We start from the raw sequence: 24,215 nt of genomic DNA, 5'->3' as shown, positions 1-24,215 counted from the left end.
AGGCGCGCGGGCAAGGAGCTGGAAAGGGGCGACAAGGTGGCCTGGGAGAGTCACGGCGGACAGGCCGAGGGCGAGGTCGAGAAGAAGATCACCGAGCGCACCGAGGCCGCGGGCCGCACGGTGGATGCGTCCCCGGACGAACCGCAGTACCAGGTGCGCAGCGGCAAGTCCGGCCGGTCCTCAGTGCACAAGCCGTCCGCGCTGAAGAAGAAGTGAGCCGGGGCGGTCGGCCTGGATGCCTGATCCACGGCGAACACGGCGACGTGGAGCTCACGCTTCTGCGCACCATCGAGGGCCGCTCCTCGATGACGAAGAAGCAGTTACTCCCGGCAGGGGGCGGGCACCCGGCGGGTGGACCTCGCCCGCGGCGGCGCCGGCTTCGTCGGCCCGGCCCCGGGCATGAACAGCGAAAGGCGGAGAGACCATGGGACACGGTGGAGACGCGATCGCGGAGCTGATGACCGACCACCGCGAGGTCGAGGAGATGTTCGCCCGGATCCAGGGGATGCCGGGCGGCGGGCAGGCACTGCGTGACGTCGTGGACGAGGTCACCATCGAACTCGTACGGCACTCGATCGCCGAGGAGGAGTACCTCTACCCGGCGGTACGCGAGTACATCGAGGGCGGCGACCGGATCGCGGACAAGGAGATCGCGGACCACGGTCGGGTCGAGGAGCTCCTCAAGCAGCTGGAGAAGGCGGACACCGACGACCCCAAGACGAGCCCGCTGCTGCAGCAGCTCATGGACGAGGTCTCCGCCCACGTCCGGGACGAGGAGGACAACCTCTTCCCCATGCTGCGCCAGACCTGCTCCGCCGACGCTCTGAACAAGCTCGGGGACAAGATCCGCCGGGCCAAGTCCATGGCCCCGACCCGCCCCCACCCCTCCGCGCCGAGCACCCCGCCCGCCAACAAGCTCCTCGCGCCGGGCACGGGTCTGGTGGACCGGGCCCGCGACCTGATCACAGGCCGCGGCAAGTCCTGACCCCCGGGGAGAAGTACCGGGCCGTTCGGCGCCCGCCCGGATTCCCGGTCGGGAACCCGGGCGGCGGCCCGGACTCCTGTGACGCTGCTCATTCCCTCCTCCGGTCCGGCTGCCTACGCTGGTAGGTCACGAGCGGGGCAGCGCGGCCCCGCGTAACAGCTCGCGGGACCGATCTGCCGGACACAGGCGAGCACGTTCCCGAGGGACCGACCGCCGTGACCGACGATCTGACACCTGTCATAGCCGCCTCCACCCGCTGGCTCCTGGCCGCCTACCCCGCCCCCGGTGGTGCGCTCAGCCGGGCGCTGGCCGAGGCGCAGGCCCGGCAGGCGGTCACGCTCGCCGCCGCCCTGCGCTACCCCACCACCCTCGATGTGCAGCTGCTCCACCTGCTCGCACCCAGCGGGTCCCAGCGGCTGGACTGGCTCACCGGATGCGAGCCGCAGCCCGACGGCACCGGCGACGCCGCCTGGCGGACCTGGGTCGACGAAACCGTCGTCAGCTGGGCCGCCTGCCTCCTGGCCGACGCGGCCCTGGCCGCCCACGCCGCCCACCGGGCCGCCGCCATGAGCGAGCACCAGGCCGGCGGCGGCCTGCGGAGGCTGACCGCCCCCGGGAAGTGGGACACGGAGGCTGCGGCTCTGCTGCGCCACCCCGACCTGGTGGAGAACATCGCCGGCCTCCACCGGCTCCAGCTCGTGGAACTGCTCGGTGTCGACACCGCGGAACTGCCCTGATCGCAGCAGTGGCCCCGGCACGACGGCGGGCGGGCTGCTTGCCGGTCTCGATCGAGACCGAGGGACCGGGGCCGGCGGGAGAAGCCGGTGTGGTCAGCCCTTGAAGACGAGTTCGGCCTGATCGCGCCTGGTGGTGTGCAGGTCCCAGTAGACGGGGGAGATGTCCTCGGGCTGGATCACCGGCTGGCCGGGGATGAGGGAGACGGCGATCGACACGTCGATGCCGATGTGGGCGGCCTGGATGCCGGTGCCGTCGAGTTCCTTGTGCAGGTTGACCGCCCAGTTGCGCAGCGCCGCGGCGGCGGCGTTGACGTTGCCGACCACCGGCAGGGGGTCGAGGGAGCCGGCGCCGGTGGTGTAGAGCAGGGTGCCGGTGCCGGCCTCGCGCATCGCGGGCAGGACGGCCTTGGTCGCGGCGATGGCCCCGTAGAGCTGGAACTCGATCTCGTGCTGGATGTGTGAGTAGTCGCTCTCGGCCGGCGTGGCCAGGACGACCTGGCCGAACGCCCCCAGCGGGGAGTACTCCAGGACGTCGATGCCGCCGAAGCGCTCGGCGGCGTCCTTGAGCGCCTGGGTGAGGGCGTCGCGGTCGAGGACGTCGGCGGGGAAGGCGGCGGCGGTGATGCCCTCGGTGGTCAGCTTGCCGACGAGACCGTCCAGCTTCTCGGGGTCCCGGGAGACAAGGGCGACGTCGTAGCCCTGGGTGCCGAAGGTGCGGGCGATGGCCAGGCCCAGCTGGGGGCCGGCCCCGACGATGGCGATGCTGCTCACAGCGATCCTTTCGCAAGGCCTCCGCAAGGGAGGCAGGAATGTGGATAGCCCTTTCCGATTCGCGATCCGGATAGGGCTTGCCGGTTCGGTGTGCTCACCGTACCACGGGAAATGGATAGGCCTTTCCGATTGCTAGACTGCCGGCATGACTCCTGGCTCCCGGCGTCCCGACGGCACTGCCGCCCAGCCGCTGCGCAGCGACGCCGAGCGCAACCGGGGCAGGATCGTCGCGGCGGCGCGCAGGATGTTCGCGCGCGACGGGCTGAACGCCTCCATGGCCTCGGTGGCCCGTGAGGCGGGTGTCGGGATCGCCACGGCCTTCCGTCACTTCCCGGCCAAGGAGGACCTGGTCGCGGCCGTCTTCGCCGACCGTATGGACGCCTACGCCGACGCGGTCGCCGCCGCCCTGGACGATCCCGACCCCTGGCGTGGCTTCGTCGGCTACATCGAGGCCGCGTGTGCGATGCAGGCCGCCGACTACGGCTTCGCCGACGTGCTGACCACGACCTTCCCCACGGCCAGGGAGCTGGAGACGCGTCGCAACGAGGCGTACGAGGGCATGGTCCGGCTGATCGGCCGCGCGCAGGAGGCAGGCCGGTTGCGCGCGGACTTCGACCCCTCCGACCTGGTGCTGCTCCACATGGCGAACGCGGGCGTCGTCAACGCCACCGGTGACGCGGCGCCCGACGCCTGGCGCCGCGTCGTGGCCCTGTTCGTCCAGTCCTTCGAGGCCCCCGCCCGGGGTCCGCTGCCCGCCTCGCCCGAGCACGAGGCTCTCTACAAGGCCATGCTCCGCGCCGCACCGGCAGGCCCCGCGGCCCCCGCCCCGGACGCCGAGAGCTGACCTCGTGACTGCCGGTCCGGCGACTGCCGCCGTGGCCCAAATCGTACGGCCGCGTTTTCACGCACCCGGAAACACGAACTAAATTTCACGTACGCCTTGACGGGCCAGGGGGAGCGTACGACGCTTGAGGAGGCATGTGCGGAGGAGGCGATCATGCTGGAACCGTCCGACGAAGTGCCGTTCGCGGGCGAATGCGGCGGCGACCGCCCGCCCCGGCCGACGACCGCGAGTCTGATGACATCGGCCCGTCCGGACGGCGGTCGAGTGACCGTCACCGTGAGCGGCGAGTTCTGTCTCGACAACAGCCAGGAGCTCCGGCACACCCTGCGCGACGCCCTTGCGAGCTCCGCCGAGGGCGTGGACCTGGATCTCGGCCGGTTGACGTTCGCGGACTGCAGCGCGCTCAACGTACTGCTGGCCGCCCGCGCCCGGGCGGTCGCGGCGGGAAAGACGATCACCGTCACCGCCGTCAGCCCCGCCGTGGAACGCCTGCTGACCTTCACGGACACCTACGGTCTCTTCTCCGCCGCACCCGACGGATCAGTCGCATCCGACGGCACCGATCCGCCCGTGGGGAAATCCGGGCCTCAGGGCGGGAACGCGGACGACGGGGTTCTGCGGACGGAGGTGGTCCAGCTCCGCCGTGCGATGCGCACCCGTCCGGACATCGACCTGGCGCGCGGAGTCCTCATGGCCACGTTCGGTCTGAGCCCGGACGCAGCGTGGGAGGTGCTGGTCACGACATCTCAGCACACCAATACCAAACTGCACCACCTCGCCAGGGACGTGCTGACGACGGTCCATGGGGCAGCGCTGCCGGATGCCGTCCGGAAGCAGCTCACCGCAGCCGTCGCCACGGCCCGCAGGACCGACGGCCGGCCGTCGGGCGCCACCCCCACGGAAGCGGCACGGGAGGCGTGCCAGGGACGGGCATGTGCATGAACGCGGGCTCGGCCCTCTCGCCCCGGCCTTCGGGCCCTCAGCGCCCCGTCAGTCACACAGCAACACGTCTCGGACCGCTCTGACGCGCAGGTCCTCCAGCGTGCTCAGCTGCCGCCCGGCCCGTGCGATCAGGTCGTCGAGCTCCTGTTCGTCGAGGCGGCCGTCCGCCTCGGCCAGGACGCGCAGGGTGCGCCAGCCGAGTTCCTTGCCTTTCACTCCCAGCCGGAGGAACTCGAGTTCGATGACCAGTGTCAGCGGTGAACGCCTGAAGAGGCGCCCGTTGCTCTTGAGACGCCCCAGTCGCTCGGCCGCGGCGGATGCGGCGACCTTGTAGCGGCGCTGCGGCACGCCCAGGCTCCGCATGATGCGCAGCAGGCTCGCCCGGTCCTCGGCGACCTCGCCCGCGAGGTGCCGCAGGGGTTCCGCGAAGGGCGGGTCGCGATGCGATCGGGCCATGAACCGGGAGCGTCCGACTCCGACCGTCGAACCTGCCAGATGGTCGTTGAGGTAGATCCCGAGCAGGTCCGTACGGACCGTGCGGACCTGCGGGCGGGTGCCCGGCATCGGTGTCGTCATGGCTCGTGCCCTCGCTTTCCTCCGCCCGCGTGCGGCGGCTCTGCACGAGTACCCGCCCAGCCCGTCTCAGCCGTGGCGGTCGGGGTGCGGGATCACCTTGGTCCAGCCTTCGTCCCGGTTGTCGAAGTGCTCGTAGGCCGGCGGTGCCTCGTCGAGACCGAGTTCGTGCGAAACGATGAAGCCGGGCTCGGCCCTGCCTCCGGCGATCAGGTCGCGCAGGGCCCGGTTGTACCTCTTCACCGGCGCCTGGCCGGTCGTGAGGGCGGCATCCTCCTGGCCGCTCGGATCGTGAGCCTGGTAACCGACGCATTCACAGCCGTTGTCGGCGCCGAGCCCGAGCGTGGCCTCCTGCACTGCCTCGGCCGGGTCCTGGCTGCTGGTGCCGATCGGGATGGCGCCGGTCTCTCGGCCTTGCGCAGCCGGTCCCGCTGGTGGTCGGCGCCCCACACCCGGCCGGCGCCCCTGAGGATCGCCGAGTGGGCGGCCATGAGCCCGACGGGTCCGGCGCCGTAGACGACGGTCTGGTCCCCCGGGCCCCACGCCGGCCATCTCGGTGGCGTGGTAGCCCGTCGGGAAGACGTCGGCGAGCATCACGTGGTCCGGCCGGCCGGAGGGCGGCTGAGTGTGCTGGTGCTGCCCGTGCCGGGTCCCCGTGCACGATTCCGGCGAAACGGACCAAGGGGGTGTGGTGGTCGCCAGGCCGACCGCGGCATGCAGGTGGCCTGCACGTATGCCGCGGATCCGGCATCCTCCGAGGTCCCGCCGTCCGGCCGCTGGAGCAGCGCGAGACCCCGTCGACGTGACAGTCCCCGCCGGGATCTCTCGTTACGACAGCGGCCCGGGGGTACCCGTGTGACACGACGGGCCGGATGCGGCCCGCCCGCCCCCCCTCTCACCAGCGTGGAGAGCACCCGTGAAAGCCCTCGTCGTCCACCGCACCCTCAGGACATCCCCGCAGCCCTCGGACACGGAGGCCCTGGCCAGAGCCTCCGCGGAGTCGCCCGCGCACTCGCCGGGCGGCCGTTGAAGGCGTCGAGCCGACCAGGGGCACCATGATGGCGACCGAATCCCTCGTCTCCCCGCCCCGGTTCCGCGGCTGGGTCCCGCCGGGCGTCTACCGGCCGCAGACCGACACCGGGCTGCTCGGCCGGGCGCTGCGCCGGGAGCGGATCACCAGCCGGACCGAGGTCCTGGACCTCGGCACCGGCAGCGGTGCCCTCGCGGTGGAGGCGGCCCGGCTCGGCGCGCGGGTGACCGCGGTGGACATCTCCTGGCGCGCGCTCGCCGCCGCCTGGTGCAACGCCCTGCTGAACGGCCAGACGGTGCGGGTGCGCCACGGTGACCTGGCGTCCGCGGTGCCGGGCCGCCGCTTCGACCTCGTGGTCACCAACCCGCCGTACGTCCCGGCCCCGCCCGCCGACCGCCCGCCCCGGGGCCGCGCGCGGGCCTGGGACGCCGGGCCCGACGGCCGGCTGCTCATCGACCGCATCTGCGCGGCGGCACCGGCGGTCCTGCGCCCCGCAGGGAGGCTGCTGATGGTGCACTCCCACCTGAGCGGCGTCGAGGAGACCCTGGCCCGGCTCCACGCGGCCGGGCTGCACGCCCAGGTCGTCGACCGCACCCGGCTGCCCTTCGGCCGCATCCTGCGCTCCCGGTCGGGCTGGCTGCGCGAACGCGGCCTGTTGGCCGACAGCGCCGACCGCACGACGGAGGAGCTGGTGGTGATCCGTGCCGGACACATCTGAACGCCCCCGCCGGATCCGCGTCCAGCGCGACGGTCCGCTCCTGGTGGAGGGACCGGTCGAAGTCGTGGGCGAGGACGGCGAGGTGCATGTGTCGCGGCGCTTCACCGTGGCCATCTGCACCTGCCGCCGTACCCGGACCCCGCCCTGGTGCGACACCAGCCATCGCCGCCGTGCGAAACCGGACGAGGCATCGTGATGACGAACGTACGACTGCCGGAGCCGCGCGGCCCGCTCTCCGCCGCGCTCACCGCCGCACTGAGCGGACCCGGATCCGGGCTGCCACCGGTCCCCTCCGGAACGGACCCCTACGGCGACGACCTCCAACTCGCCCTGTACATCCTCTACGAACTCCACTACCTCGGCTTCGACGGCGTCCCCGACGACCGCGAGTGGGACCCCGGACTCCTCGCCCTGCGCGCCGGGTTGGAGGACCGCTTCCTCGGCGCGCTGCGCGCGGACGTACCGGTCGACGCGTCCGACAGCGCCGCGCGGGCCCTGGACGAGCTCCAGCTCGAACCGGTCGGCGAGGTCGACGGCAGCCTCTCCCACTTCCTGCGTGACCACGGCACTCTCGACCACTTCCGCCAGTACGCCGCGCTGCGCTCGCTCTACCACCTCAAGGAGGCCGACCCGCACGCCTGGGTCATCCCCCGGCTGCGCGGACGGGCCAAGGCGGCGATGGTCGCCGTGGAGTTCGACGAGTTCGGCGCCGGCCGCGCCGACGAGATCCACGCCCGGCTCTTCGCCGACCTGATGGCGGACCTGGGCCTGGACACCTCGTACGGGCACTACGTCGACGCCGCACCGGCCGAGGCACTGGCCACCGCCAACATGATGTCCCTGTTCGGCCTGCACCGGGCCCTGCGCGGAGCGCTCGTCGGCCACTTCGCGACCGTCGAGATCACCTCGTCTCCCGCCTCCCGGCGGCTGTCCGAGGCCCTGCGCCGCATGGGCGCCGGCCCGGCGGCCGTCCGCTTCTACACCGAGCACGTCGAGGCGGACGCGGTGCACGAACAGGTCGTACGGCACGAGGTCGTCGCCGGACTGCTGGCGGACGAGCCGCAGCTGGACGCCGACGTGGTCTTCGGGATCCGTGCCACCGGGCACCTGGAGGACCGCCTGGCCGCGCGCGTGCTGACGGCCTGGTCGGACGGCCGATCCGCGCTGCGCACGCCCCGCACCACCCCGCTGGCCATGGGCCCTGAGGGCTCACGGGTGTGAGCACGCCGGACGCCTCCGCACCGGCCGGACCGGACGGCCACTGCGCCCGTGCGGCCCGCTTCCGGACCGCACGCGGCAGCGCCCCGACGGCGACCTGAAGGGTGCGACCGAGGGGGCAGGCGTGCGTAGTACCGCGGTACGACCCGGCGGGCGTGGATCATGCCCCGGTACCACCGAATCGGGGCGTTTCGACTCCTAGCGTTGTCGGTGAGGCGTCGAGGGGCGACAGACGGGCGCCGGCTCCCATAGGAAGAGACGCGCATGATCGACGCACAGCAGCTGACCAAGAGGTACGGCGAGAAGACGGCCGTCGACGGCCTGGACTTCGCCGTGCAGCCGGGCACGGTGACCGGCTTCCTGGGGCCCAACGGCGCGGGGAAGTCCACGACCATGCGCATGATCGTCGGACTCGACGCCCCGACCGGCGGGTCGGTGACCGTCAACGGACGGCACTACGCCCGCCACCAGGCACCGCTCCAGGAGGTCGGTGCCCTCCTGGAGGCGAAGTCGATCCACCCGGGCCGCTCGGCCTACAACCACCTGCTGGCGCTCGCGCTGACCCACGGCATTCCGCGCCGCCGGGTCGACGAGGTCGTCGAACTGGCCGGCCTCGGCAGCGTGGCGAAGAAGCGGGCCGGCGCGTTCTCCCTCGGCATGGGGCAGCGGCTCGGTATCGCGGCGGCGCTGCTGGGCGATCCGCAGACGGTGATGCTGGACGAGCCGGTCAACGGGCTCGACCCGGAGGGCGTCCTCTGGATCCGCAACCTGCTCAAGGCCCTCGCCGAGGAGGGGCGGACCGTGTTCGTGTCGTCCCACCTGATGAGCGAGATGGCCCTGGTCGCGGACCATCTGATCATCGTGGGGCGCGGGCGGCTGCTGGCCGACACGACCGTGGCGGACCTCGTCCGGGAGGCGGGCGGCGACACGGTGCAGGTGGCCACCCAGGAGCCGGCCCGGCTGCGGGAGGCACTGGCCGGTCCCGGCGTCGACATCACCGGGCGGGCCGGCTCCGAGGAGCTTCAGGTGACCGGGCTGAGTGCCCGCGACATCGGCCTCAAGGCGGCCGAGCACGGGATCGCGCTGTTCGAACTGACCGCGCGCACGGTGTCGTTGGAGGAGGCGTTCATGAACCTGACGAGGGATGCCGTGGAGTACCACGGCTCGACGACCGGCATCGAGGCCCGCGTGACCGAGGGGAGTGCGGCATGAGCACCCTCGCCGCGCCCGTCGAGGCGCCCCCGGCCACCGCCACCCGCCCCGCCTACCGGGTGACCGGACGGCGCGTGCTCGCCTCGGAGTGGGCCAAGCTGTGGTCGCTCCGCTCGACCTGGATCACCCTGGGCCTCGGCCTGCTCTTTCTCGTCGCCTTCGGGCTCATCGCCGCGAACCACTACAAGTCGGGCGTCGGCTCTCCGCACCAGGACCGCGACTTCGCCACCGCGACCGCCGTGAGCCTGTCCCTCTTCGGCACCAACTTCGCCCAGCTCGCCCTCGGCGTGCTCGGCGTGCTGGTCACGGCGGGGGAGTACTCCACCGGGATGATCCGCTCCACGCTCACCGCCGTACCGCGCCGGCTGCCCGTGCTGTGGTCCAAGGCGGCCGTGTTCGGGCTGGTCGCGCTGGTGGTGGCAACGCTGGGCGCTTTCGTCGCCTTCCTGTTCGGCAGCCAGATCGTGTCGGGCACGCCCGCGGCCATGGGCCTCTCGCACGCGGGTGTCGTGCGCAGCCTGCTGGGCGCCGGGCTCTACCTCGGCCTGGTCGGCGTCATCGGCACCGCCCTGGGCGCCCTGCTGCGGTCGGTGGCCGGCGGCATCTCGGTCCTGGTCGCCTCCCTGATGCTGGTCCCGGGCCTGATCTCCCTGCTGCCCAGCTCCTGGCAGGACGACATCAGCCCCTACCTGCCGAGCAACGCGGGCGAGTCGATGTTCGCCCTGACCCACGACAGCACCACCCTGTCGCCGGGCGCCGGGCTGCTGGTCTTCCTCGGCTGGACGGTGCTCGCGCTCGCGGGCGCGGCGTACCGGCTGGTGCGCAGCGACGTCTGACAGCCTGCACCATGGGCAGGTGACCACCTTGACGACGACCGCCTCCGCCGGGGACATCGGCGGAACGGGACCGCTGGCCGCCCGGCTCGCCCGGGCCGGCCAGCGGCTGCGGCACGCGGACCGCGCCCATCCGTGGGTGCTGGACACCGCGGTCGCGGCGCTGGTCTTCTTCATGTTCTGCCTGCCGGACCTCCTGCACCACGGCAGCGCGAGGTACGGGGACGGAGACGGGGACGGCCGGCGCAGGTTCCAGTTCGTCTTCACCCAGCTCCCCCTCGCGGCCATGCTGGCCCTGCAGGCCGGTTTGGTGCTGCCGCTGCTGTGGCGGCGGCGGCGGCCCATGGCGGCCTTCGTCACCATCGCCGCGGTCTTCGTCCTGCAGTGGTCGCTGGATGCCGTGCTGCGCGCGGACGTCGCCCTGTTCGTCGCCCTGTACAGCCTGGCCCTGCACGGGCAGCTGCGCCGCCTGCCGTGGGCCTGCGCGGTCATGGCGGCGGGGATGGTGCTGGTCGCGGTGCGGGTCTCGCCGGCCATGTCGGTCTGGGACGCCCTGTTCTTCCTGCTGAGCACGGCGACCGCGGCCCTGGCCGTGGGCCTGACGGTGCGGACCCGGCGGGCCCAGCTCGCGGGGCTGCGGGAGCGGGCGGCGCGGCTGGAGACGGAACGCGACCAGCGCATCAGACTCGCGACCGCCACGGAGCGCGCCCGGGTGGCCCGTGAGATGCACGACATCGTCGGCCACAACCTGTCCGTCATCATCACCCTCGCCGACGCCGGCGCGTACGCCACCGACACCGCTCCCGAACGCGGCAAGGAGGCCCTCCAGCTCATCGGCGACACCGGCCGCACCGCCCTCGGCGAGCTGCGCCGGGTGCTCGGGGTCCTGCGCGAGGCGTCGGACGGCGCCCGCCAGGCACCCGAACTCAGCCCCCAGCCCGGCCTCGCGGACATCGAGACGCTGTGTGACGGCGTACGCACCGCAGGACTGGAGATCGTCTACCGGACGGTCGGCGAGGTGGACGCCCTGGACCGCGGGATGCAGCTGACGGTCTACCGCATCGTCCAGGAGGCCCTGACGAACACCCTGAAGCACGCCGGTGCCGGCACCCAGGTGAACCTGGCGGTCGTCGTCGAGGACGAACGGCTCGTCATCCGGATCCGGGACGACGGCCCGGCCGGACCCGCCGGACCCGGACCATGGAACGAGGAAGGACACGGACTGGTGGGCATGCGCGAACGAGCGGCGCTGTACGGAGGGACCGTGAGCGCCGGGCCCGCGGCCGACGGGGGGTGGGCCGTGGAGGCCGCCCTCGACCTGACACCGCAGGGAGGCACCCGGTGACCACGGTGCTCGTCGTCGACGACCAGCAGTTGCAGCGCTACGGCTTCCGGGTGCTGCTCGACTCCATGCCCGAGACGGAGGTGGTCGGCGAGGCCTCGAACGGCGCCGAGGCCGTCCGCAGGACCGCCGAACTCCGTCCCGACGTCGTGCTGATGGACGTGCGGATGCCCGGTATGGACGGCATCGAGGCGACCCGCCGGATCGCCGAGGCCGGGGGGCGTTCCCGGGTCCTCGTGCTGACCACCTTCGACGTCGACGAGTACGTGCATGCCGCCCTGCGGGCCGGAGCCAGCGGCTTCCTCCTCAAGGACGCACGCCCCGACGAGCTCCTCGCCGGGATCCGCGCGGTCGCCGGAGGCGACGCGGTGATCGCGCCGGCCCTCACCCGCCGCATCCTGGACGAGTACGCCCGGCACGTGCCCACCAGAAGGGGCGACCCTGCCGAGGACCCGCGCCTGGCCTCCCTGACCGAACGCGAGCGCGAGATCCTCGTCGCCATCGGCAAGGGCTGGACCAACGGCGAGATCGCCGCCCGCTTCGTCGTGTCCGAGTCCACCGTGAAGACGCACGTGGGCCGCGTCCTGGCCAAGATCGGTGCCCGCGACCGCGTCCAGGCCGTGATCTTCGCCTACGACCAGGGAATCGCCCTCCCCGGCGCCGGCTGAAAAGAACGGGCCGACCGAAGGAAAAGAACCGGCTGAAGGGAACGGACGTCTTCTCACCCGCCTCTAACCCTACAAACCGTAGGGTGGGATGTCCTCCTACGGGCTGTAGGAGGTTCCGGCTCCCGGCCGGTTCCGGGGCGTGTGACGAGGAGAGGTGCGAGATGGCCGACGGCCCGAACGCCACGACGACCGGTGCCGCTGGCACCGGCCTCCCGGCGGAGGCCGTCCGGCCGCGGCGTGCGCGGGCCGAGCCCCGGCTCGGGGCGGTCGCGGCCGCCTTCACGCTCGCCCAGCTCGTCCTCGTCCGGCCGGACATCGGTCTCGGCTGGGACGAGACCGTCTACGTCAGCCAGGTCAGCGGTCACGTTCCCGCCGCCTACTTCAGCGCGCCCCGCTCCCGCGGCATCTCGCTCCTCGTCGCGCCGGTCGCGTCGTGGTCCGACTCCACGGTCCTGCTACGGATCTACCTGGCCGTCCTCTCCGGCCTCGCCCTCTACCTCGCCCTGCGCGTCTGGCGGGGCCACCTCGGGCCCGGCGTCCTGGCCCTGGCGGGCGCCCTGTTCGCCTCGCTGTGGGTGACGTTGTTCTACGGCTCCGAGGCCATGCCCAACTACTGGGTCGCCATCGGCGCCCTGGCCTGCGTCGGCTGCTTCCTGCGCGCCCGCGCGAACCCCCGGGACCGGGCGGCCTGGTGGGGTGTGTTCGCGGGCGCGGCGCTGATGGCGTGGATGCGCCCGATGGACGCGGTCTACGTCGTGCTGCCCCTGCTCGCTCTCGCCCTGCGCCGCCCGCGCCGCCCCCGTCTGCTCGCCGTGCTGGCCGCGGGGCTGGTGGCGGGTGGCGGCGAGTGGGTGATCGAGGCGTACACGAGCTACGGAGGCCTGGCGCGGCGCCTGTCCGCCGCCTCCGCCATCCAGGGCGGCCTCGGCCGGCACCTCGCCGTGGTCGACCAACTGCGCAGCCTCGGCGGTCGCACCCTGTGCCGCCCCTGCACCGGAGCGGCCCCCAACCCGGCGGTGACCCTGTGGTGGTTCGCGCTGCCGCTCCTCGCCGTCCTCGGCGCGGTGGTCGCCGTCCGCGCCCGGCGGGCCCTGCCCGTCCTGCTGCCGGGGGCCTGCGCCGCCACGGCCGCGATCCCCTACCTGTTCCTCATCGGTTACGCGGCCCCCCGCTTCCTGCTGCCCGCCTACGCCCTGCTCGCCCTCCCCGTCGCCCTGGGCCTCGTCCACCTGGTGACCGCCCCGTCCCACCGGGCCGGGCGCGCCCTGGCCGTCGGCCTGGTGGCGGTCGGCCTGGCAGGCCATCTGGCCGTGCAGTACGTCGTCCTGGAACACACCGTGCACAGCTCCGCCGCCTCCCGCGCCGACTGGGCCCGCACCGCCGCCGCCCTGCACACACGTGGCGTACGGCCGCCGTGCCTGCTCAGCGGCTACGACGCCGTGCCGATCGCCTTCTACACCGGCTGCGGCTCCGCCCAGACGGCGGGGCACGACGCCAGCACCACCGTGGCCGAGCTGAAACGCGCCGCCCACGGCACGGCCTTCGCCGTCCTCGTTCGGCCGGGGAGCCGTCCACCCGCGTACGCGCGCACCTGGGCCGAGCAGCGGGTCGGCGCTCTCCGGGCGTACATGGATCCCGTCGTACGGCAGGGGAGGTGACCGCCGTGACCGCGGCCGAGAGCCTGGCGGTGACCTCGGGTCGGCGCCTGTACGTCCGACTGGGCATCACCCTGCTGGTGCTGGTGGCCGCCGGCGGGATGCTCGTCGCGCACCGGGCCACGCTGGACAGCGGTACCGACCGGCTGGCCGCCGCCGACGGGGAGTGGCTGGTGCTCGCCTGCCTCGCCGCGGCGGGCACCTGGGTGTGCGCGGCCGTGGCACAGCAGGGGGCGGTGGTCGAACGGCTGCCCAGGGGGCGGCTGGTGGCGGCGCAGTTCGCGGCGGGCGCGGCCAACCACCTCCTTCCGGCGGGTGCCGGTGCGGCGGTGGTCAACCTGCGGTTCCTGACGCGGTGCGGGCTGTCCACCCGGCGCTCGGCGACCGCACTGGCGGTGAAGGCGGCGGTCGGCGGGACGGTCCGGTGCGTGCTCGGGGTGGCCCTGCTGGTCGCCTCGCCCGGCACGGTCCGTCTCTCCGCGCGGGTCCCGCACGGACTGGTCCTGCTGGTGCCGGTGGTGGTCGGAGCCGCCGCGCTGACGGTCGCGCTCCACGGCCGCCTCGGACGAGCGGTGAGCAGGGCCTTCGCCGACGTGCGGGCCGTGCACCGGTGCCGGGCGCGGGCCTGGGCGCTGTGGGGCGGCTCCGTCGGGTTCGCTCTGCTGCATGCCGGGGTGGTCGTCGCCGTGGTCCACGCGATCGGCCTCGGCCTTCCCACGAGCCGTGTCGTCATGGCCTACCTGGTCGCCAGCGGCGCCGCGGCGCTGCTGCCGACGCCGGGCGGACTGGGTTCGCTGGACGCCGCGCTGGCCCTGGCGCTCACGGCGGCCGGCGCACCCGGACCGGCGGCGGTCTCGGCGGTCCTCGGCTACCGCCTGCTGACCGGATGGCTGCCGATGGCCCCCGGGCTGCTGGTCCTGGCGCTGCTGGCCCGCCGCTCGGCCCTGTGAGCCGAACCGGTTCTCGTCCCGCATCTCGGCCGGCAGGGCTGCCCGGGGGACCGCCTCGCCGGCCCGCCCGGCCACCCCGTCCTTCATTTCCCCTTCACCTCAAGGGTGTTGTCGCGTCACGGCCACGCCTTTAGGTTCGGCTGGGTCGTCCCGCTGACCTGGAGAGCAATGAGCCGTCCCTTCCCGAGCCGTCGTACGTCCGTGCTCGGTGCTGTCGCGATCGGCCTCGCTGCACTCGTGGTCTCCGTCCGGCCCTGGGCGGACCGGGCCGGCAACGCGGATGCCGGGCCGGAACGAAGCTGCACCTCCTCCGTTCCGTATGTCTCGGGCGTGGGCGGCTACGGCAGTTACCGCATTCCCGCCGTCGTCCGCACGCGCGCCGGGACCCTGCTCGCCTTCGCCGAAGGCCGGGTCGGGGGCAGGGCGGACCACGGCGACATCGACGTCGTGCTCAGGAGGTCGCAGGACGGCGGATGCACGTGGGGGCGGCTGCAGGTCGTCGCTGAGGGCGACGGGAACACCCGGGGCAACCCGTCCCCGGTCGTCGATCCCCGGACCGGGAACATCGTGCTCGTCACCTCTTACCACAGCGGTGACGTCACCGAAGCGCAGATTCTGCGCGGTGAGGCCACGGGTGAGCAGGGCCGGCGGGTGTTCGTGCAGACGAGCGAGGACGACGGGCGCTCCTTCTCCGCCCCGCGGGAGATCACGTCGGAGGTGAAGAAGCCGGACTGGCGCTGGTACGCCACGGGGCCGGGCCACGCCGTCGCGCTGACGCGGGGTGACCACGCGGGGCGGCTGGTGGTCCCGGCGAACCACTCCTCCGCGCCGCCTCCGGGGTCGCCGGACACCGGCCAGGAGCCCAAGTACTACGGGGCGCACGCCATCTACAGCGACGACGGCGGGAAAACCTGGCACCTCGGCTTCGTCGACGACTCCTACGAGGGTGTGTACAACGCCAACGAGTCGACAGCGGCCCAACTGCCGGACGGACGCCTGTACTTCAGTGCCCGGAACCAGAAGGGCACGAGCTCGGGGAACCGCCTGGACGCCTACTCCGGTGACGGGGGCGCCAGCCTGGACCGGGGCTATGCGGAGCAGCGTTCGCTGAACGACGTGCCCTTGGTGGAGGGAAGCGTGCTGCAACTGGCCGGGAAGGAGGGGAACCTGCTGTTCTCGGGACCCTCCGTGCCGACCGACCGCGCGGCCATGGCGTTGTGGAGCAGCACGGACGGGGGCCGGTCCTTCGGCAAGGCGCTGACCTTGTCCGCGCGGAAGGCCGGGTACTCGGACCTCGTTCAGGTTGACGGCCGGAGCGTGGGAATCCTGTATGAAACGGGCGTTCGGACGGCGTACGAGACGATCGAGTTCCGGCGGGTTCCGGTGACGGATGTGTCGGCGGACGCCCAGTAGGAGTCCCGTGCCCGGCCGGACCCGGGACGCGGACGCCGCACCGGATCGTGCGTGAAAGTGATCACGAAGAAGGTGACGGGCTGGGCCGCGACCCTCGCCGTACCCACTGCGATCACCGGATACTGCGGCCAGAACCTCTGACCGCGCCGGTGCCGGGCACCGGCGCGCAGGCTCCGGAGGCGGGAAAGCACCTGGTCACCCCCGGCTTTTCCGGCCGGTGAGCGGAGTAGTGTGAAGAAACCGGGAGTTCTTCGCGTGCCGGCTCCGCTGCGGGTGCCGTTTCCGGTGATCGACAATGCCGGGCCCACCCACGAGCCCGGGGACAGGTCCGCGCCATGCCCGTGACCATCGACCGTACGACATCGACCAGGCGCGCGCCCCCGCAGTCGGCCCGGCTGTCCCTGTCGCCCGCGCCGGGCGGGCTGGACGGCATGTGGTGGCCTCGGTCCCGTGCCCTCACCCGTGAGCTGCCCACCCTGACGGCCGCACTGGTCGAACATTGGGGCCGCATCACGGGTGTCACCGTGCATCCGGCCTACTGGCCCGTCATCCCGCACTGGGTGTCCGTCGCCGGGCGTACCGTGCAGGTGGGCTGGTCCACCGAGGCCCAGGATCCGCACAGACTTACTCTGTCCCTGCCCGATGGTCGCCGAGACGTGCTGGTGATTCCGCCGGAAACCGGTGCGGAGGCAGCCGCGCAGCTGATGGCGGGCGACGGCATCAAGGCTCCGGCCCTGCCTTCGCCCGCCGGTCGGCGGAGGTGAGAGAGCCATGACTGTCATCGCCGTGGCCGTGCTGCTCCTTCTGATCGCCGTCGGAGTCGCTCTGATCCACCGGCTCAACGCTCAGCATGACGCGCGGATCGCCGCCTTCCACTACGGCGGTGTTCTGCCGGGGACCGGGCGTCGGCCCCGGCGGCCCGGTCGGTCGGCGGTGGATGCGACCGTTCCGACGCGCCCCACCGCGACGGCGACCGCGGATGACATCGACTTCGGTCCGACCGTGGGCAGTAGAGGAAGGCGCGTCATGGCGATATTGCGAGACCGGAAGACGTACCGCGAGAGGATCATGCAGGCTCTGTACCAAGCCGCCGAGGGCAATCGCCTCCTGGGCGTCGATGGGGCGAAGCTCCGCACCGACCTCGGTATCCCTGAGCAGGACATGGCCGCTGCCTGTATGTACCTGGCGGGCGAAGGCTGGGTCGTCGTGGACTGGGGGAGGGGCAACACGCCCGCGATGATCACGCTGACGCACCAGGGGATCCGGCAGATGGAGACGGAAGAGGAAGGGCGTGGCTGAGCAGCCGTGTCGGCTTCTCGGACCGAAGTGAACCTTCGCAGGGACTGCCTGTGCCGGATCAATCCCTTTGGCGTAACGTGGAAACCGGGTCGGCGCACGCTCACGTGCAATGACCCGGAAGGGCGGCTCCGGCGGGTATACGCCGGAGCCGTTGTCTGCTTCCGTAACCGCTCTGCGGCGAAGCGCTCGCGCGAGCATGGTGCGGAGTACCGTGAGGGAGCAGAGCCGTATCGCGGTCGCACGCTCTGCGGTCGCACTGCTCTCTGCGGACGGGCGGACACCATGGCCGACTCAGACACCCCCGACCTCCCCGGGCTCCTGCCGGATGCCGTCCACCGGTCGGTGAAACCCGGAACGGCCCTGCTGCGGCTGGAGACGACACACGCACGCGAGGGGATCCTGGACGGCGCATGGTGGCCGCGGTCCCGGGACATCGGCGCCGAGCTCCCCTCGTTGATCTCCGCGTTGGCCGAGTACCTCGGGCCTGTCACCCGGGTCGGTCTGGACGGCAGCGCCTGGGACGAACTGCCGACCCGGGTGACGGTCGACGGCCGAATCGTCCACATCGACTCCTTCCCGGTCGCTGACGACACCGTCCTCGTCACCCGGGGCGACCGGGACCATTTCTCCCTGATGCTGGTCCCTCCGGACACGTCGCCCGCCGCGGCACGCGCCGCGATGGCCAGGGCCATACGGGCCGACAACGTCACCGACGCCAGACAGATCCTCATCGATACGGGCGGCGACACGCCACCCACGCCGTCCTGACACGTCCGTCGCAGATCGACTCTTTATCGCCCTGGACGCTAGATGCGGGCGAACTTCTCCGTCTGCTGGCCGAATTCCTGGGCCATGGCGGAGCTGACCGTGGGCTTGGTGTCGCGGATCGTGTCCAGGTAGTCGTCGGTGGTGGGGGTGGTCCGGGTTCCGGTGTCGAAGGTGCGCTCGAACTGGGCCTGGGAGACGGTGCGCGCCGCGTGGGCGATGTCGGCGGGGGTGAACCCCTCGCTGGCGGACGCGAGTACCGCGCTGTCGGCCCGCGCGCCCGCTCGGCCCAGGTAGCTCTCCCACAGTGCGGTCCTGGCGGTGTGGTCGGGAGGGCCGATCGGCAGCACGTAGTCGAAGCGGCCGTGCCGCAGGAACGCGGAGTCGAGCGTGGTCACGTTGTTCGTGGCACACACGAGCAGCCGTCCGTCCTGGCTTCGGAACCGGACGATCGCCTTGAGCAGTTCGTTGACGACGCCGACAGCGGTCGCGTCCGCGCCGCCGCGTTCGCCGGCGATCTCCTCGACCTCGTCGATGAAGGCGAGGACGTGGTCCAGCCGGGCGATCTCGTCGAAGCGCCGGTTCAGCCCGGTCGCCAGGCCGTACTCGGCGGCCAGACGGGCGGGGAACAGTTCGAGGAAGGGCCATCCCAGGCGGCTGGCGATCGCGTGCGCGAACGTGCTCTTGCCGGTCCCGGGCGGGCCGAACAGCATCACCGCCCGGGGCAGTTCCACTCCGTGCTGGGCGGCCAGTTCGGGATGGGCCAGCGGCAGGACCAGGCGCCGCTCGATGAGCTGCTTCTCCCGTTGCATGCCCGCGACCTTCTGCCACAGTCCCCCCGGCGGCAGCTCCGCTCCGAGCGAGGACAGCGTGTCGGCCGACTGTGGGCTCACCGGCCCGCGCTTTTCGAAGAAGACCAGGCCGGGGCGGGCGCCGAAGTCGCAGTTGCGCAGGGCGATGGCACCGGTCTCGCCCTCGGGAAGGACGGCGTGCACCGCTCGGACGCCGGCGGCGAAGAGCCGTTGCTCAAGGGTGGTGATCAGGGCACTGCCCAGCCCGCGCTGCCGCCAGGTGGGCGCCATGCAGATGCGCAGGATCCATGCCCGTTCGCCCTCCACCCTGCTCACCGCGGCGCCGATCAGCACGTCGTCGGCCGTGGCCACCACAGCCGGGTGGCGGGTCTGGAGGGCCGTCACGGCGTCCGAGAGCGGGAAGAGCGGCGGCTCCTCGGTCGTGCTGCTCTCCATGTCGACTCGGATCAGCGCTTCGAGATCGTCCTGGGTGTAGTCCCTGACCCGCCAACCCGTCATGATCAGCTCCGCGTGTTCGGCCGTACTCCCATCATCAGCCGATGCCCGCAGGACGCGCGCGACAGGCGTCGGCCACGAGTGCGCCCTGGTGGCACGGATCGCTCTGGCCGTAGTCGGGTCACGCCTCGTGTTCCGTTCGGCCCGTCGCTCCCCATCAGTCCGCCGGGCCTCGGCGAGGAGTATCCTGGTGATTACCGAGAGCATCTCGTACACCGGCTTCCACGCCGGGTCGTTCTCGGCGATTGATGACAACCGGGCCGGCCGTGACCGGCCCGGGGTTGGGTCCGCGCCATGACCGCGACCATTCCGTTCATACCCGCAGTCGAAGCCCGGGCGCCTTCCTCGTCACCCCTCCGACTCACGCTGGCGCCGGCCGTCGCCCCTCCGGCCCTGATCGACGGTGCCTGGTGGCCCCGTTCGCGCAACCTGACGGAGCAGCTCCCGGCGCTCGTCGAACGTCTCGACCCGCTGTGGGGGCGGATCACCCGGATAGCGGTGAGCCGCACGTTCTGGCCGGTCATTCCGGGAGAAGTGCCCGCGCACGGCCACATGGTGCGCGTCGGCTGGTCCAACGCCGGGGAAGACCCGCACAAGCTGTTGCTGCTGTCCTACACGTTCGGCTGCTGGAACCTGCTGGTGATCCCACCGGAGACAGGGCCGGCCACCGCGGCCCGGCTCATGGCCACGGCCACCGACCCGTCGCGGAGCCTCACGGCGACCGGCCTGATCCATGAGGCCGAAGCCTTCGCCGCGGCAGAGGCAGCGGCAGACTCGGACTCGCTCCGGGAGGCGGTCTGGGACTCCGAGGGCGGGCATGACGCCCGCCACCCCACGTCGCGTACTCCTGACGGACCGGTCACCGGCCACATGCCCACCCCGGCAGTAGGAGTGTGAGATACATGGGCACCCTGGTGACGGTGAGTGTGCTCCTCGCGATGATCGTCTTTGGTGTGATCGTGATCCAGCTGTTCACCGCGAGCCACGATGATCGCATGGAGACCCTGGCCTCCGGCCGTACCCGGCGGTGGCGGTTCTCGCCATGGCACCGTACGGAGAAGTGAACCCGCTCCGAGGAGGATCGCGGAGCCGGCTCCGCCGGTAGGACGTTCGCAGACAGCGGCGGGAGTGTAACGGTCAGCGTGTCTTCGGCCATGTCCCTGGTGGTGCGGCTGCCGGCTCACTCCAGGAGGGCGAGGCGGTCGGTGGCGCCCCGCGCCATTCGATCAGCAGGAGCGTCGCGTCGTCCGTCGTGATCCCGCCCCGCGCCCGTTGCAGCGTGTGGGAGAGGCTGCGCGCCACCGTCCGGATCTGCCGCGCCGTGGGACCAAGGCGGTTCACCCAGTCGATGAGCTGTTCCTCACCGAATTCCTCACCGTCGACATCGCGCTCCTCGATCAGTCCGTCGGTGAAGCACATGATCCGGTCGCCGGGCTCGAGGGCCACTTCACTGATCCGGGGCTCGTGACCGCCGAAGCCGACGGGCAGCGTCGTCGGGCCCCGCAGCCGTCGTACGACACGGTGTCCACGGATCAGCAGAGGAGCAGGATGTCCGGCGTTGACCCACTGAAGCCTGCCCGTGACTGTGTCGAGCCGCATCATCTGTGCGGTCACGAAGTGGTCGGGGCCGAACTGCACGGCGACGGCCCGATCCATGAACGCATAGATCTCCGACAGGCCGACGCCGATGCGCCGGGCATGCCGGTAGGCTCCGATGACCACCGTGGCCATCGTGGCGGCATCCAGTCCATGGCCCATCGCGTCGACCATGGCCACCTGCAGGACATCGCCGTTGAGGGCGTAGTCGAAGCTGTCGCCGGCCACGTCGTAGGCGGGTTCCAGCATTCCGGCCAGCTCGACCCGGGGCGTGAACATCGCCAGCGGTGGCAGCAGCGACCACTGGATCTCCGCCGCCACACTCATCGGTTCTCTGCGGCGCAGCCGGAAGAACAGATCGGTGTAACCGTGCTTGGTCACCAGCATGTCGGCCACGAGCGAGGCGAGTCGGCGCAGCAGCCGTCGCTCGTCGTCGTGGATGCGGTCCAGGGTGACGGCCATGACGCCCACCTGGTCGCCACCGTCGAGCAGAGGCAGGTAGATCCGCACACCGTCGGCCTGCGGCACCTCCACGGGACGCGCTTCCCGGAAGGCTCGGCCGACGTCGGAGCCGTCGATCGGCTGCGGTTCCCCGGCCGCCAGCCCGTCACCCGGCAGGGGGACCAGCCACACCTGGCCGTAGTCCTGCAGGAAGAGCGAGGTCTCGCGGCCGTCGAGCCTGCCGATCTGCCGTGCGACGAGCGGACCGAGCTGGTGCGGCGGCAACTCGTGCCCCTGGTCGAGCAGGACTCCCAGAAACTCCTCCCCGAAGTGCTCCGACCGGGCGGAGCCTTCCCCGGGTTCCCGCCGCTCACCGCCCGCCATCGCCGTGGCCCGGGGGGACGTTCTGGCGGATCTTCACGAAGGCGCTGTGCATACCAACTCCCGACAGGGACTCACCGGCCGACGCGGCGTGGGACTTGCCGTGCGCTCGTGCGCGCCGCGTCCGAGCCGCGGCGGCTGGTCGGCACCGGTGGCGACCTCTGCCGGATCGGCCGCTCCGGCGCCGCGAACGTTTTGAGGGGTCCGCGACGTCTGCCGCCCTGCCCGCGGCCCGGCTCACTGCCCGCGGGGCAGGGTCCCGACTACCAGTAGTGGCGTCGACCGGCGACGGCGTGTCCCATCGCGCCGAGGATCCACAGGATGGCTCCGACGACCAGCAGGATGATCCCGATGGTCCACAGGATGGATATCCCGGTGAGGAAGCCGACGACGAGCAGAATGACGCCCAGGATGATCATGATCTCTCCTTTGGGGAGTAGTGCTGATTCCCTGCGAACTACGAGGGACTGAAAGCGCGTTGGGGTGGGAACGGTCGATGCCTTCCTTACTCCACCCGGTGTGGTTTGTGGCGGGCGACCTGCAGGTGGACCTCGGTGGGCATGTCAGCAAGGCCGGTGGACCGCCGGGCGGTGTGGAGCGGGCCTTCACACAGGGCACCGAGAGTGGCGCCGGGCGTGCCCTCGGGGGTGAGGGTGAGCTTGACGCGGGTGCGGTGGCGGGCCGGTCGGCCGGTGATGTGTACGGCCGCATGGCCGACCCCCGGCAGGGCACCGGCCTCGGTCGCGATCGCGTCACTGAGTGCGCGGTCGCGCAGTTCGACGCCCTCCTGCGGGGGTGTGCCGCCGACGGGCAGGGAGCCGGGGCGACGCCGGCTCAGCTGGGCGAGCAGCCACCACAGGGCGAGCAGAGCCGCGACGACGAGGGCGGCGATGACCGCGGGCCACCACCACCAGCCCTGGCTGCTCCAGCGGACCCGGTCGGCGGAGCCGAGCAGGACGTCTGCCGGGTGGGTCAGGGGCCAGCCGGCGGGCGGGGCCAGATCGTGCCGCCGATAGAGGTCGAGTCCGGCGAAGAGGATGAGCAGTCCGCCGCCGAGGAGGACCAGTCCGACGAGGGCCAGCAGAGTGCGGTTGAGTGCGGATCGCGGCGTCATGGCGGGCTCCGGTGCTGCGGGTCTCGCGTCAGCGGGTGCGTCGCCGCACCCGTACGGCGATACGGGGAGGACGGGCGAGGGCCAGCCGGTCGCGTTCCTCGCCGAGGACGGCGGTGAGGTCGTCCTTCACCTGCCGGGGGTCGCGGAAGCGGACGTCCGCGCGGGCTTTGATGCGGTGGCGGCGCACCAGGACGTGCGCCGCGCCGACGCCGGGGACCCGCATGGCGGCGTCGCGCAGCAGGACGGCGGCGCCGTCGCGGTCCAGAAAAGCCCGCATTCGCGGGCAGCCGGCGGGCGAGCGCAGGGGCAGCCAGCGGCGCTCACCGGGGGTGAGGGCCAGGACGATCAGCCAGACGCCGACGGCGGCGGCCACGGCGGCTCCCGTCAGCATCCACACGTCGTCCACCGGGCGGGTGGCCAGTTCGTCGGCCAGGCGCCGTCGCCAGGCCGCCGCCGGGCGTCCCGCCCGTACGGCTATGACGTCGACGAGCGTCACGACCGCGGCCACGAGGATCACCGCCGCGACCGACGCCGCCGTGATGCGGCGCCCGGACCACGTGCGACGGGTCCGGTGGCCGCCGTCGCGCTCACCGGCCGTGAGGTCCGAGGTGGACACGTCGCGTTCGGGAGGGTCGGGCTCTTTCGTGAGCGGCACTGCGGCACGGTGCGTGGACGACGCGGAGCCGCTGCCCGGAGGATGTGGCTCGGATGTCATCGCGATCGCCTTTCCTCCACGGCGTGCCCGGTGACCCGGGCCGCGTGGCCGCTCACCGGACCCGCCCCCGGCTCGGGTCGGCGGCGGTCACCAGCCGCCGGACGGTGAGGAGTACCTCTCCCACCCGCAGCCCGGTCAGCTGGGCGACCCGTTCGGCGACGTCCTGCTGGATCCGCTCGCAGACACGGGGGATGTCGGTGGGGTAGGGCAGGTCCATGGTCAGATGCAGGCGCACCGATCCGGTACGGACGGCGGCGGAGGCGTGGGGCGCCGCAGGTCCGCCCCGATCGGGCGGTACGGCGGCGCGCCGCGACTGCGCCGCGCGCGCGGCCTGCGTGGCGATACGGGCGACCACCCTGTCCGGGATGACGGTGGCGCCCCGCTCGGCCGGGGGCGGCAGCCCGGCGGTCGGCGTAGGCGGGCCCGACCCCTCGCCGGGGGAACCGGGCCGGGTCTTCACCGCTGCCTCCGTGTCCGGAGGTCGATGTCGCCCTGTACGACGAGGCCGACGATCAGCCCCGCCGCGCCCAGGACCAGCACCAGCAGAAATGCCCAGAAGCCGCCGAAGTAGCCGGCGAAGCCGAGGGCCATACCGGCCGCGAGTCCGGTCGTTGCTGTGTTCATCTTGCACTCACCCGTCTCGCGAGCGTCCCTCTCGCCGTGATCCTCCGCTCATGCCCGAGGACACGGCGGTGGTCCCGGCAGC

At 72.3% G+C, this 24,215-nt stretch carries 29 protein-coding genes and 1 pseudogene; 20 read left to right on the top strand and 10 right to left on the bottom strand.

What is annotated here, in order from left to right; translation table 11 throughout:
• Window positions 1-18: 18 nt before the first annotated feature.
• The 3 genes from ACFY6U_RS01760 (at window position 19) to ACFY6U_RS01750 (ending at window position 1,722) form a co-directional block, all read left to right on the top strand.
• Complete coding sequence (locus ACFY6U_RS01760; RefSeq protein WP_390035179.1) at window positions 19-216, top strand: DUF2945 domain-containing protein; 198 nt, start codon at window positions 19-21, stop codon at window positions 214-216.
• 208 nt (window positions 217-424) lie between these two features.
• Entirely contained in the window at window positions 425-985 is a 561-nt protein-coding gene (locus ACFY6U_RS01755) for a hemerythrin domain-containing protein (RefSeq protein WP_390034557.1), read from the top strand.
• A gap of 215 nt (window positions 986-1,200) precedes the next feature.
• Window positions 1,201-1,722, top strand: coding sequence for a hypothetical protein (locus tag ACFY6U_RS01750; protein ID WP_390034556.1), 522 nt, complete (start codon window positions 1,201-1,203; stop codon window positions 1,720-1,722).
• 93 nt (window positions 1,723-1,815) lie between these two features.
• Here ACFY6U_RS01750 and ACFY6U_RS01745 read toward each other — a convergent pair whose 3' ends face one another.
• Window positions 1,816-2,493, bottom strand: a complete 678-nt coding sequence (locus ACFY6U_RS01745) for an SDR family NAD(P)-dependent oxidoreductase (RefSeq protein WP_390034555.1) — start codon at window positions 2,491-2,493, stop codon at window positions 1,816-1,818.
• Between the two features lie 145 nt (window positions 2,494-2,638).
• On the opposite strand from ACFY6U_RS01745, the gene ACFY6U_RS01740 reads away from it, so the two are divergent.
• Window positions 2,639-3,337, top strand: coding sequence for a TetR/AcrR family transcriptional regulator (locus ACFY6U_RS01740; RefSeq protein WP_390034554.1), 699 nt, complete (start codon window positions 2,639-2,641; stop codon window positions 3,335-3,337).
• A gap of 153 nt (window positions 3,338-3,490) precedes the next feature.
• A complete protein-coding gene (locus ACFY6U_RS01735) occupies window positions 3,491-4,279 on the top strand; it encodes an ANTAR domain-containing protein (protein WP_390034553.1) in 789 nt (262 codons plus the stop codon).
• 48 nt (window positions 4,280-4,327) lie between these two features.
• Here ACFY6U_RS01735 and ACFY6U_RS01730 read toward each other — a convergent pair whose 3' ends face one another.
• On the bottom strand, window positions 4,328-4,855 hold the full coding sequence (locus ACFY6U_RS01730) for a hypothetical protein (protein ID WP_390034552.1): 528 nt from the start codon (window positions 4,853-4,855) through the stop codon (window positions 4,328-4,330).
• Between the two features lie 66 nt (window positions 4,856-4,921).
• A pseudogene (locus ACFY6U_RS01725) lies at window positions 4,922-5,455 on the bottom strand (zinc-binding dehydrogenase); the annotation flags it as partial.
• Window positions 5,456-5,910: 455 nt separating this feature from the next.
• Here ACFY6U_RS01725 and ACFY6U_RS01720 point away from each other — a divergent pair.
• The 13 genes from ACFY6U_RS01720 to ACFY6U_RS01660 all read left to right on the top strand — a co-directional run bounded on the left by ACFY6U_RS01720 (window position 5,911) and on the right by ACFY6U_RS01660 (window position 17,958).
• Window positions 5,911-6,600, top strand: a complete 690-nt coding sequence (locus ACFY6U_RS01720) for a HemK2/MTQ2 family protein methyltransferase (RefSeq protein ID WP_390035178.1) — start codon at window positions 5,911-5,913, stop codon at window positions 6,598-6,600.
• Window positions 6,584-6,796 (top strand): CDGSH iron-sulfur domain-containing protein, encoded by a 213-nt coding sequence (locus ACFY6U_RS01715; protein ID WP_390034551.1) that lies wholly within the window; start codon window positions 6,584-6,586, stop codon window positions 6,794-6,796. The genes ACFY6U_RS01720 and ACFY6U_RS01715 overlap by 17 nt, the downstream gene beginning before the upstream one ends.
• Window positions 6,796-7,821 (top strand): iron-containing redox enzyme family protein, encoded by a 1,026-nt coding sequence (locus ACFY6U_RS01710; protein ID WP_390034550.1) that lies wholly within the window; start codon window positions 6,796-6,798, stop codon window positions 7,819-7,821. Before ACFY6U_RS01715 ends, ACFY6U_RS01710 begins: the two co-directional genes overlap by 1 nt.
• Before the next feature lie 261 nt (window positions 7,822-8,082).
• Entirely contained in the window at window positions 8,083-9,030 is a 948-nt protein-coding gene (locus tag ACFY6U_RS01705; RefSeq protein ID WP_390034549.1) for an ABC transporter ATP-binding protein, read from the top strand.
• Window positions 9,027-9,866, top strand: a complete 840-nt coding sequence (locus tag ACFY6U_RS01700) for an ABC transporter permease (RefSeq protein WP_390034548.1) — start codon at window positions 9,027-9,029, stop codon at window positions 9,864-9,866. The genes ACFY6U_RS01705 and ACFY6U_RS01700 overlap by 4 nt, the downstream gene beginning before the upstream one ends.
• A 28-nt stretch (window positions 9,867-9,894) precedes the next feature.
• The gene (locus tag ACFY6U_RS01695) at window positions 9,895-11,208 is read left to right on the top strand and encodes a histidine kinase (RefSeq protein WP_390035177.1); all 1,314 of its coding nucleotides are present in this window, start codon (window positions 9,895-9,897) and stop codon (window positions 11,206-11,208) included.
• On the top strand, window positions 11,205-11,873 hold the full coding sequence (locus ACFY6U_RS01690) for a response regulator transcription factor (RefSeq protein ID WP_351495660.1): 669 nt from the start codon (window positions 11,205-11,207) through the stop codon (window positions 11,871-11,873). The genes ACFY6U_RS01695 and ACFY6U_RS01690 overlap by 4 nt, the downstream gene beginning before the upstream one ends.
• 161 nt (window positions 11,874-12,034) lie before the next feature.
• Window positions 12,035-13,531, top strand: coding sequence for a hypothetical protein (locus ACFY6U_RS01685; RefSeq protein ID WP_390034547.1), 1,497 nt, complete (start codon window positions 12,035-12,037; stop codon window positions 13,529-13,531).
• A 5-nt stretch (window positions 13,532-13,536) separates the two neighbouring features.
• Window positions 13,537-14,478 (top strand): lysylphosphatidylglycerol synthase domain-containing protein, encoded by a 942-nt coding sequence (locus tag ACFY6U_RS01680; RefSeq protein ID WP_390035176.1) that lies wholly within the window; start codon window positions 13,537-13,539, stop codon window positions 14,476-14,478.
• Between the two features lie 168 nt (window positions 14,479-14,646).
• Window positions 14,647-15,891, top strand: a complete 1,245-nt coding sequence (locus tag ACFY6U_RS01675; protein WP_390034546.1) for an exo-alpha-sialidase — start codon at window positions 14,647-14,649, stop codon at window positions 15,889-15,891.
• Between the two features lie 335 nt (window positions 15,892-16,226).
• A complete protein-coding gene (locus tag ACFY6U_RS01670) occupies window positions 16,227-16,655 on the top strand; it encodes a DUF5994 family protein (RefSeq protein WP_390034545.1) in 429 nt (142 codons plus the stop codon).
• Between the two features lie 262 nt (window positions 16,656-16,917).
• Window positions 16,918-17,190 (top strand): hypothetical protein, encoded by a 273-nt coding sequence (locus ACFY6U_RS01665; RefSeq protein WP_031029805.1) that lies wholly within the window; start codon window positions 16,918-16,920, stop codon window positions 17,188-17,190.
• 282 nt (window positions 17,191-17,472) lie between these two features.
• The gene (locus tag ACFY6U_RS01660; protein ID WP_390034544.1) at window positions 17,473-17,958 is read left to right on the top strand and encodes a DUF5994 family protein; all 486 of its coding nucleotides are present in this window, start codon (window positions 17,473-17,475) and stop codon (window positions 17,956-17,958) included.
• Window positions 17,959-17,996: 38 nt separating this feature from the next.
• On the opposite strand, the gene ACFY6U_RS01655 is transcribed toward ACFY6U_RS01660, so the two are convergent.
• A complete protein-coding gene (locus tag ACFY6U_RS01655) occupies window positions 17,997-19,265 on the bottom strand; it encodes an ATP-binding protein (RefSeq protein ID WP_390034543.1) in 1,269 nt (422 codons plus the stop codon).
• 291 nt (window positions 19,266-19,556) lie between these two features.
• Here ACFY6U_RS01655 and ACFY6U_RS01650 point away from each other — a divergent pair, with 291 nt between their 5' ends.
• A complete protein-coding gene (locus ACFY6U_RS01650; protein ID WP_390034542.1) occupies window positions 19,557-20,159 on the top strand; it encodes a DUF5994 family protein in 603 nt (200 codons plus the stop codon).
• A gap of 5 nt (window positions 20,160-20,164) precedes the next feature.
• A complete protein-coding gene (locus ACFY6U_RS01645; protein ID WP_366892773.1) occupies window positions 20,165-20,326 on the top strand; it encodes a hypothetical protein in 162 nt (53 codons plus the stop codon).
• 73 nt (window positions 20,327-20,399) lie between these two features.
• Here ACFY6U_RS01645 and ACFY6U_RS01640 read toward each other — a convergent pair whose 3' ends face one another.
• The 6 genes from ACFY6U_RS01640 to ACFY6U_RS01615 all read right to left on the bottom strand — a co-directional run bounded on the left by ACFY6U_RS01640 (window position 20,400) and on the right by ACFY6U_RS01615 (window position 24,133).
• Complete coding sequence (locus ACFY6U_RS01640; protein ID WP_390034541.1) at window positions 20,400-21,683, bottom strand: PP2C family protein-serine/threonine phosphatase; 1,284 nt, start codon at window positions 21,681-21,683, stop codon at window positions 20,400-20,402.
• Between the two features lie 260 nt (window positions 21,684-21,943).
• Window positions 21,944-22,099, bottom strand: a complete 156-nt coding sequence (locus ACFY6U_RS01635; RefSeq protein WP_390034540.1) for a DUF6131 family protein — start codon at window positions 22,097-22,099, stop codon at window positions 21,944-21,946.
• A gap of 86 nt (window positions 22,100-22,185) precedes the next feature.
• Complete coding sequence (locus tag ACFY6U_RS01630; protein ID WP_390034539.1) at window positions 22,186-22,794, bottom strand: alkaline shock response membrane anchor protein AmaP; 609 nt, start codon at window positions 22,792-22,794, stop codon at window positions 22,186-22,188.
• A 28-nt stretch (window positions 22,795-22,822) separates the two neighbouring features.
• The gene (locus ACFY6U_RS01625; RefSeq protein ID WP_390034538.1) at window positions 22,823-23,449 is read right to left on the bottom strand and encodes a DUF6286 domain-containing protein; all 627 of its coding nucleotides are present in this window, start codon (window positions 23,447-23,449) and stop codon (window positions 22,823-22,825) included.
• 112 nt (window positions 23,450-23,561) lie between these two features.
• Entirely contained in the window at window positions 23,562-23,969 is a 408-nt protein-coding gene (locus ACFY6U_RS01620) for an Asp23/Gls24 family envelope stress response protein (RefSeq protein WP_390034537.1), read from the bottom strand.
• Window positions 23,966-24,133 (bottom strand): hypothetical protein, encoded by a 168-nt coding sequence (locus ACFY6U_RS01615; RefSeq protein WP_390034536.1) that lies wholly within the window; start codon window positions 24,131-24,133, stop codon window positions 23,966-23,968. The genes ACFY6U_RS01620 and ACFY6U_RS01615 overlap by 4 nt, the downstream gene beginning before the upstream one ends.
• Between the last annotated feature and the right edge of the window lie 82 nt (window positions 24,134-24,215).

The sequence above is a fragment of the Streptomyces sp. NPDC013157 genome, assembly GCF_042899865.1.
Classification (GTDB): Bacteria; Actinomycetota; Actinomycetes; order Streptomycetales; family Streptomycetaceae; genus Streptomyces.
Note: the sequence above shows the minus strand (reverse complement) of the source record. Positions and strands in the feature narration are given on the sequence as shown.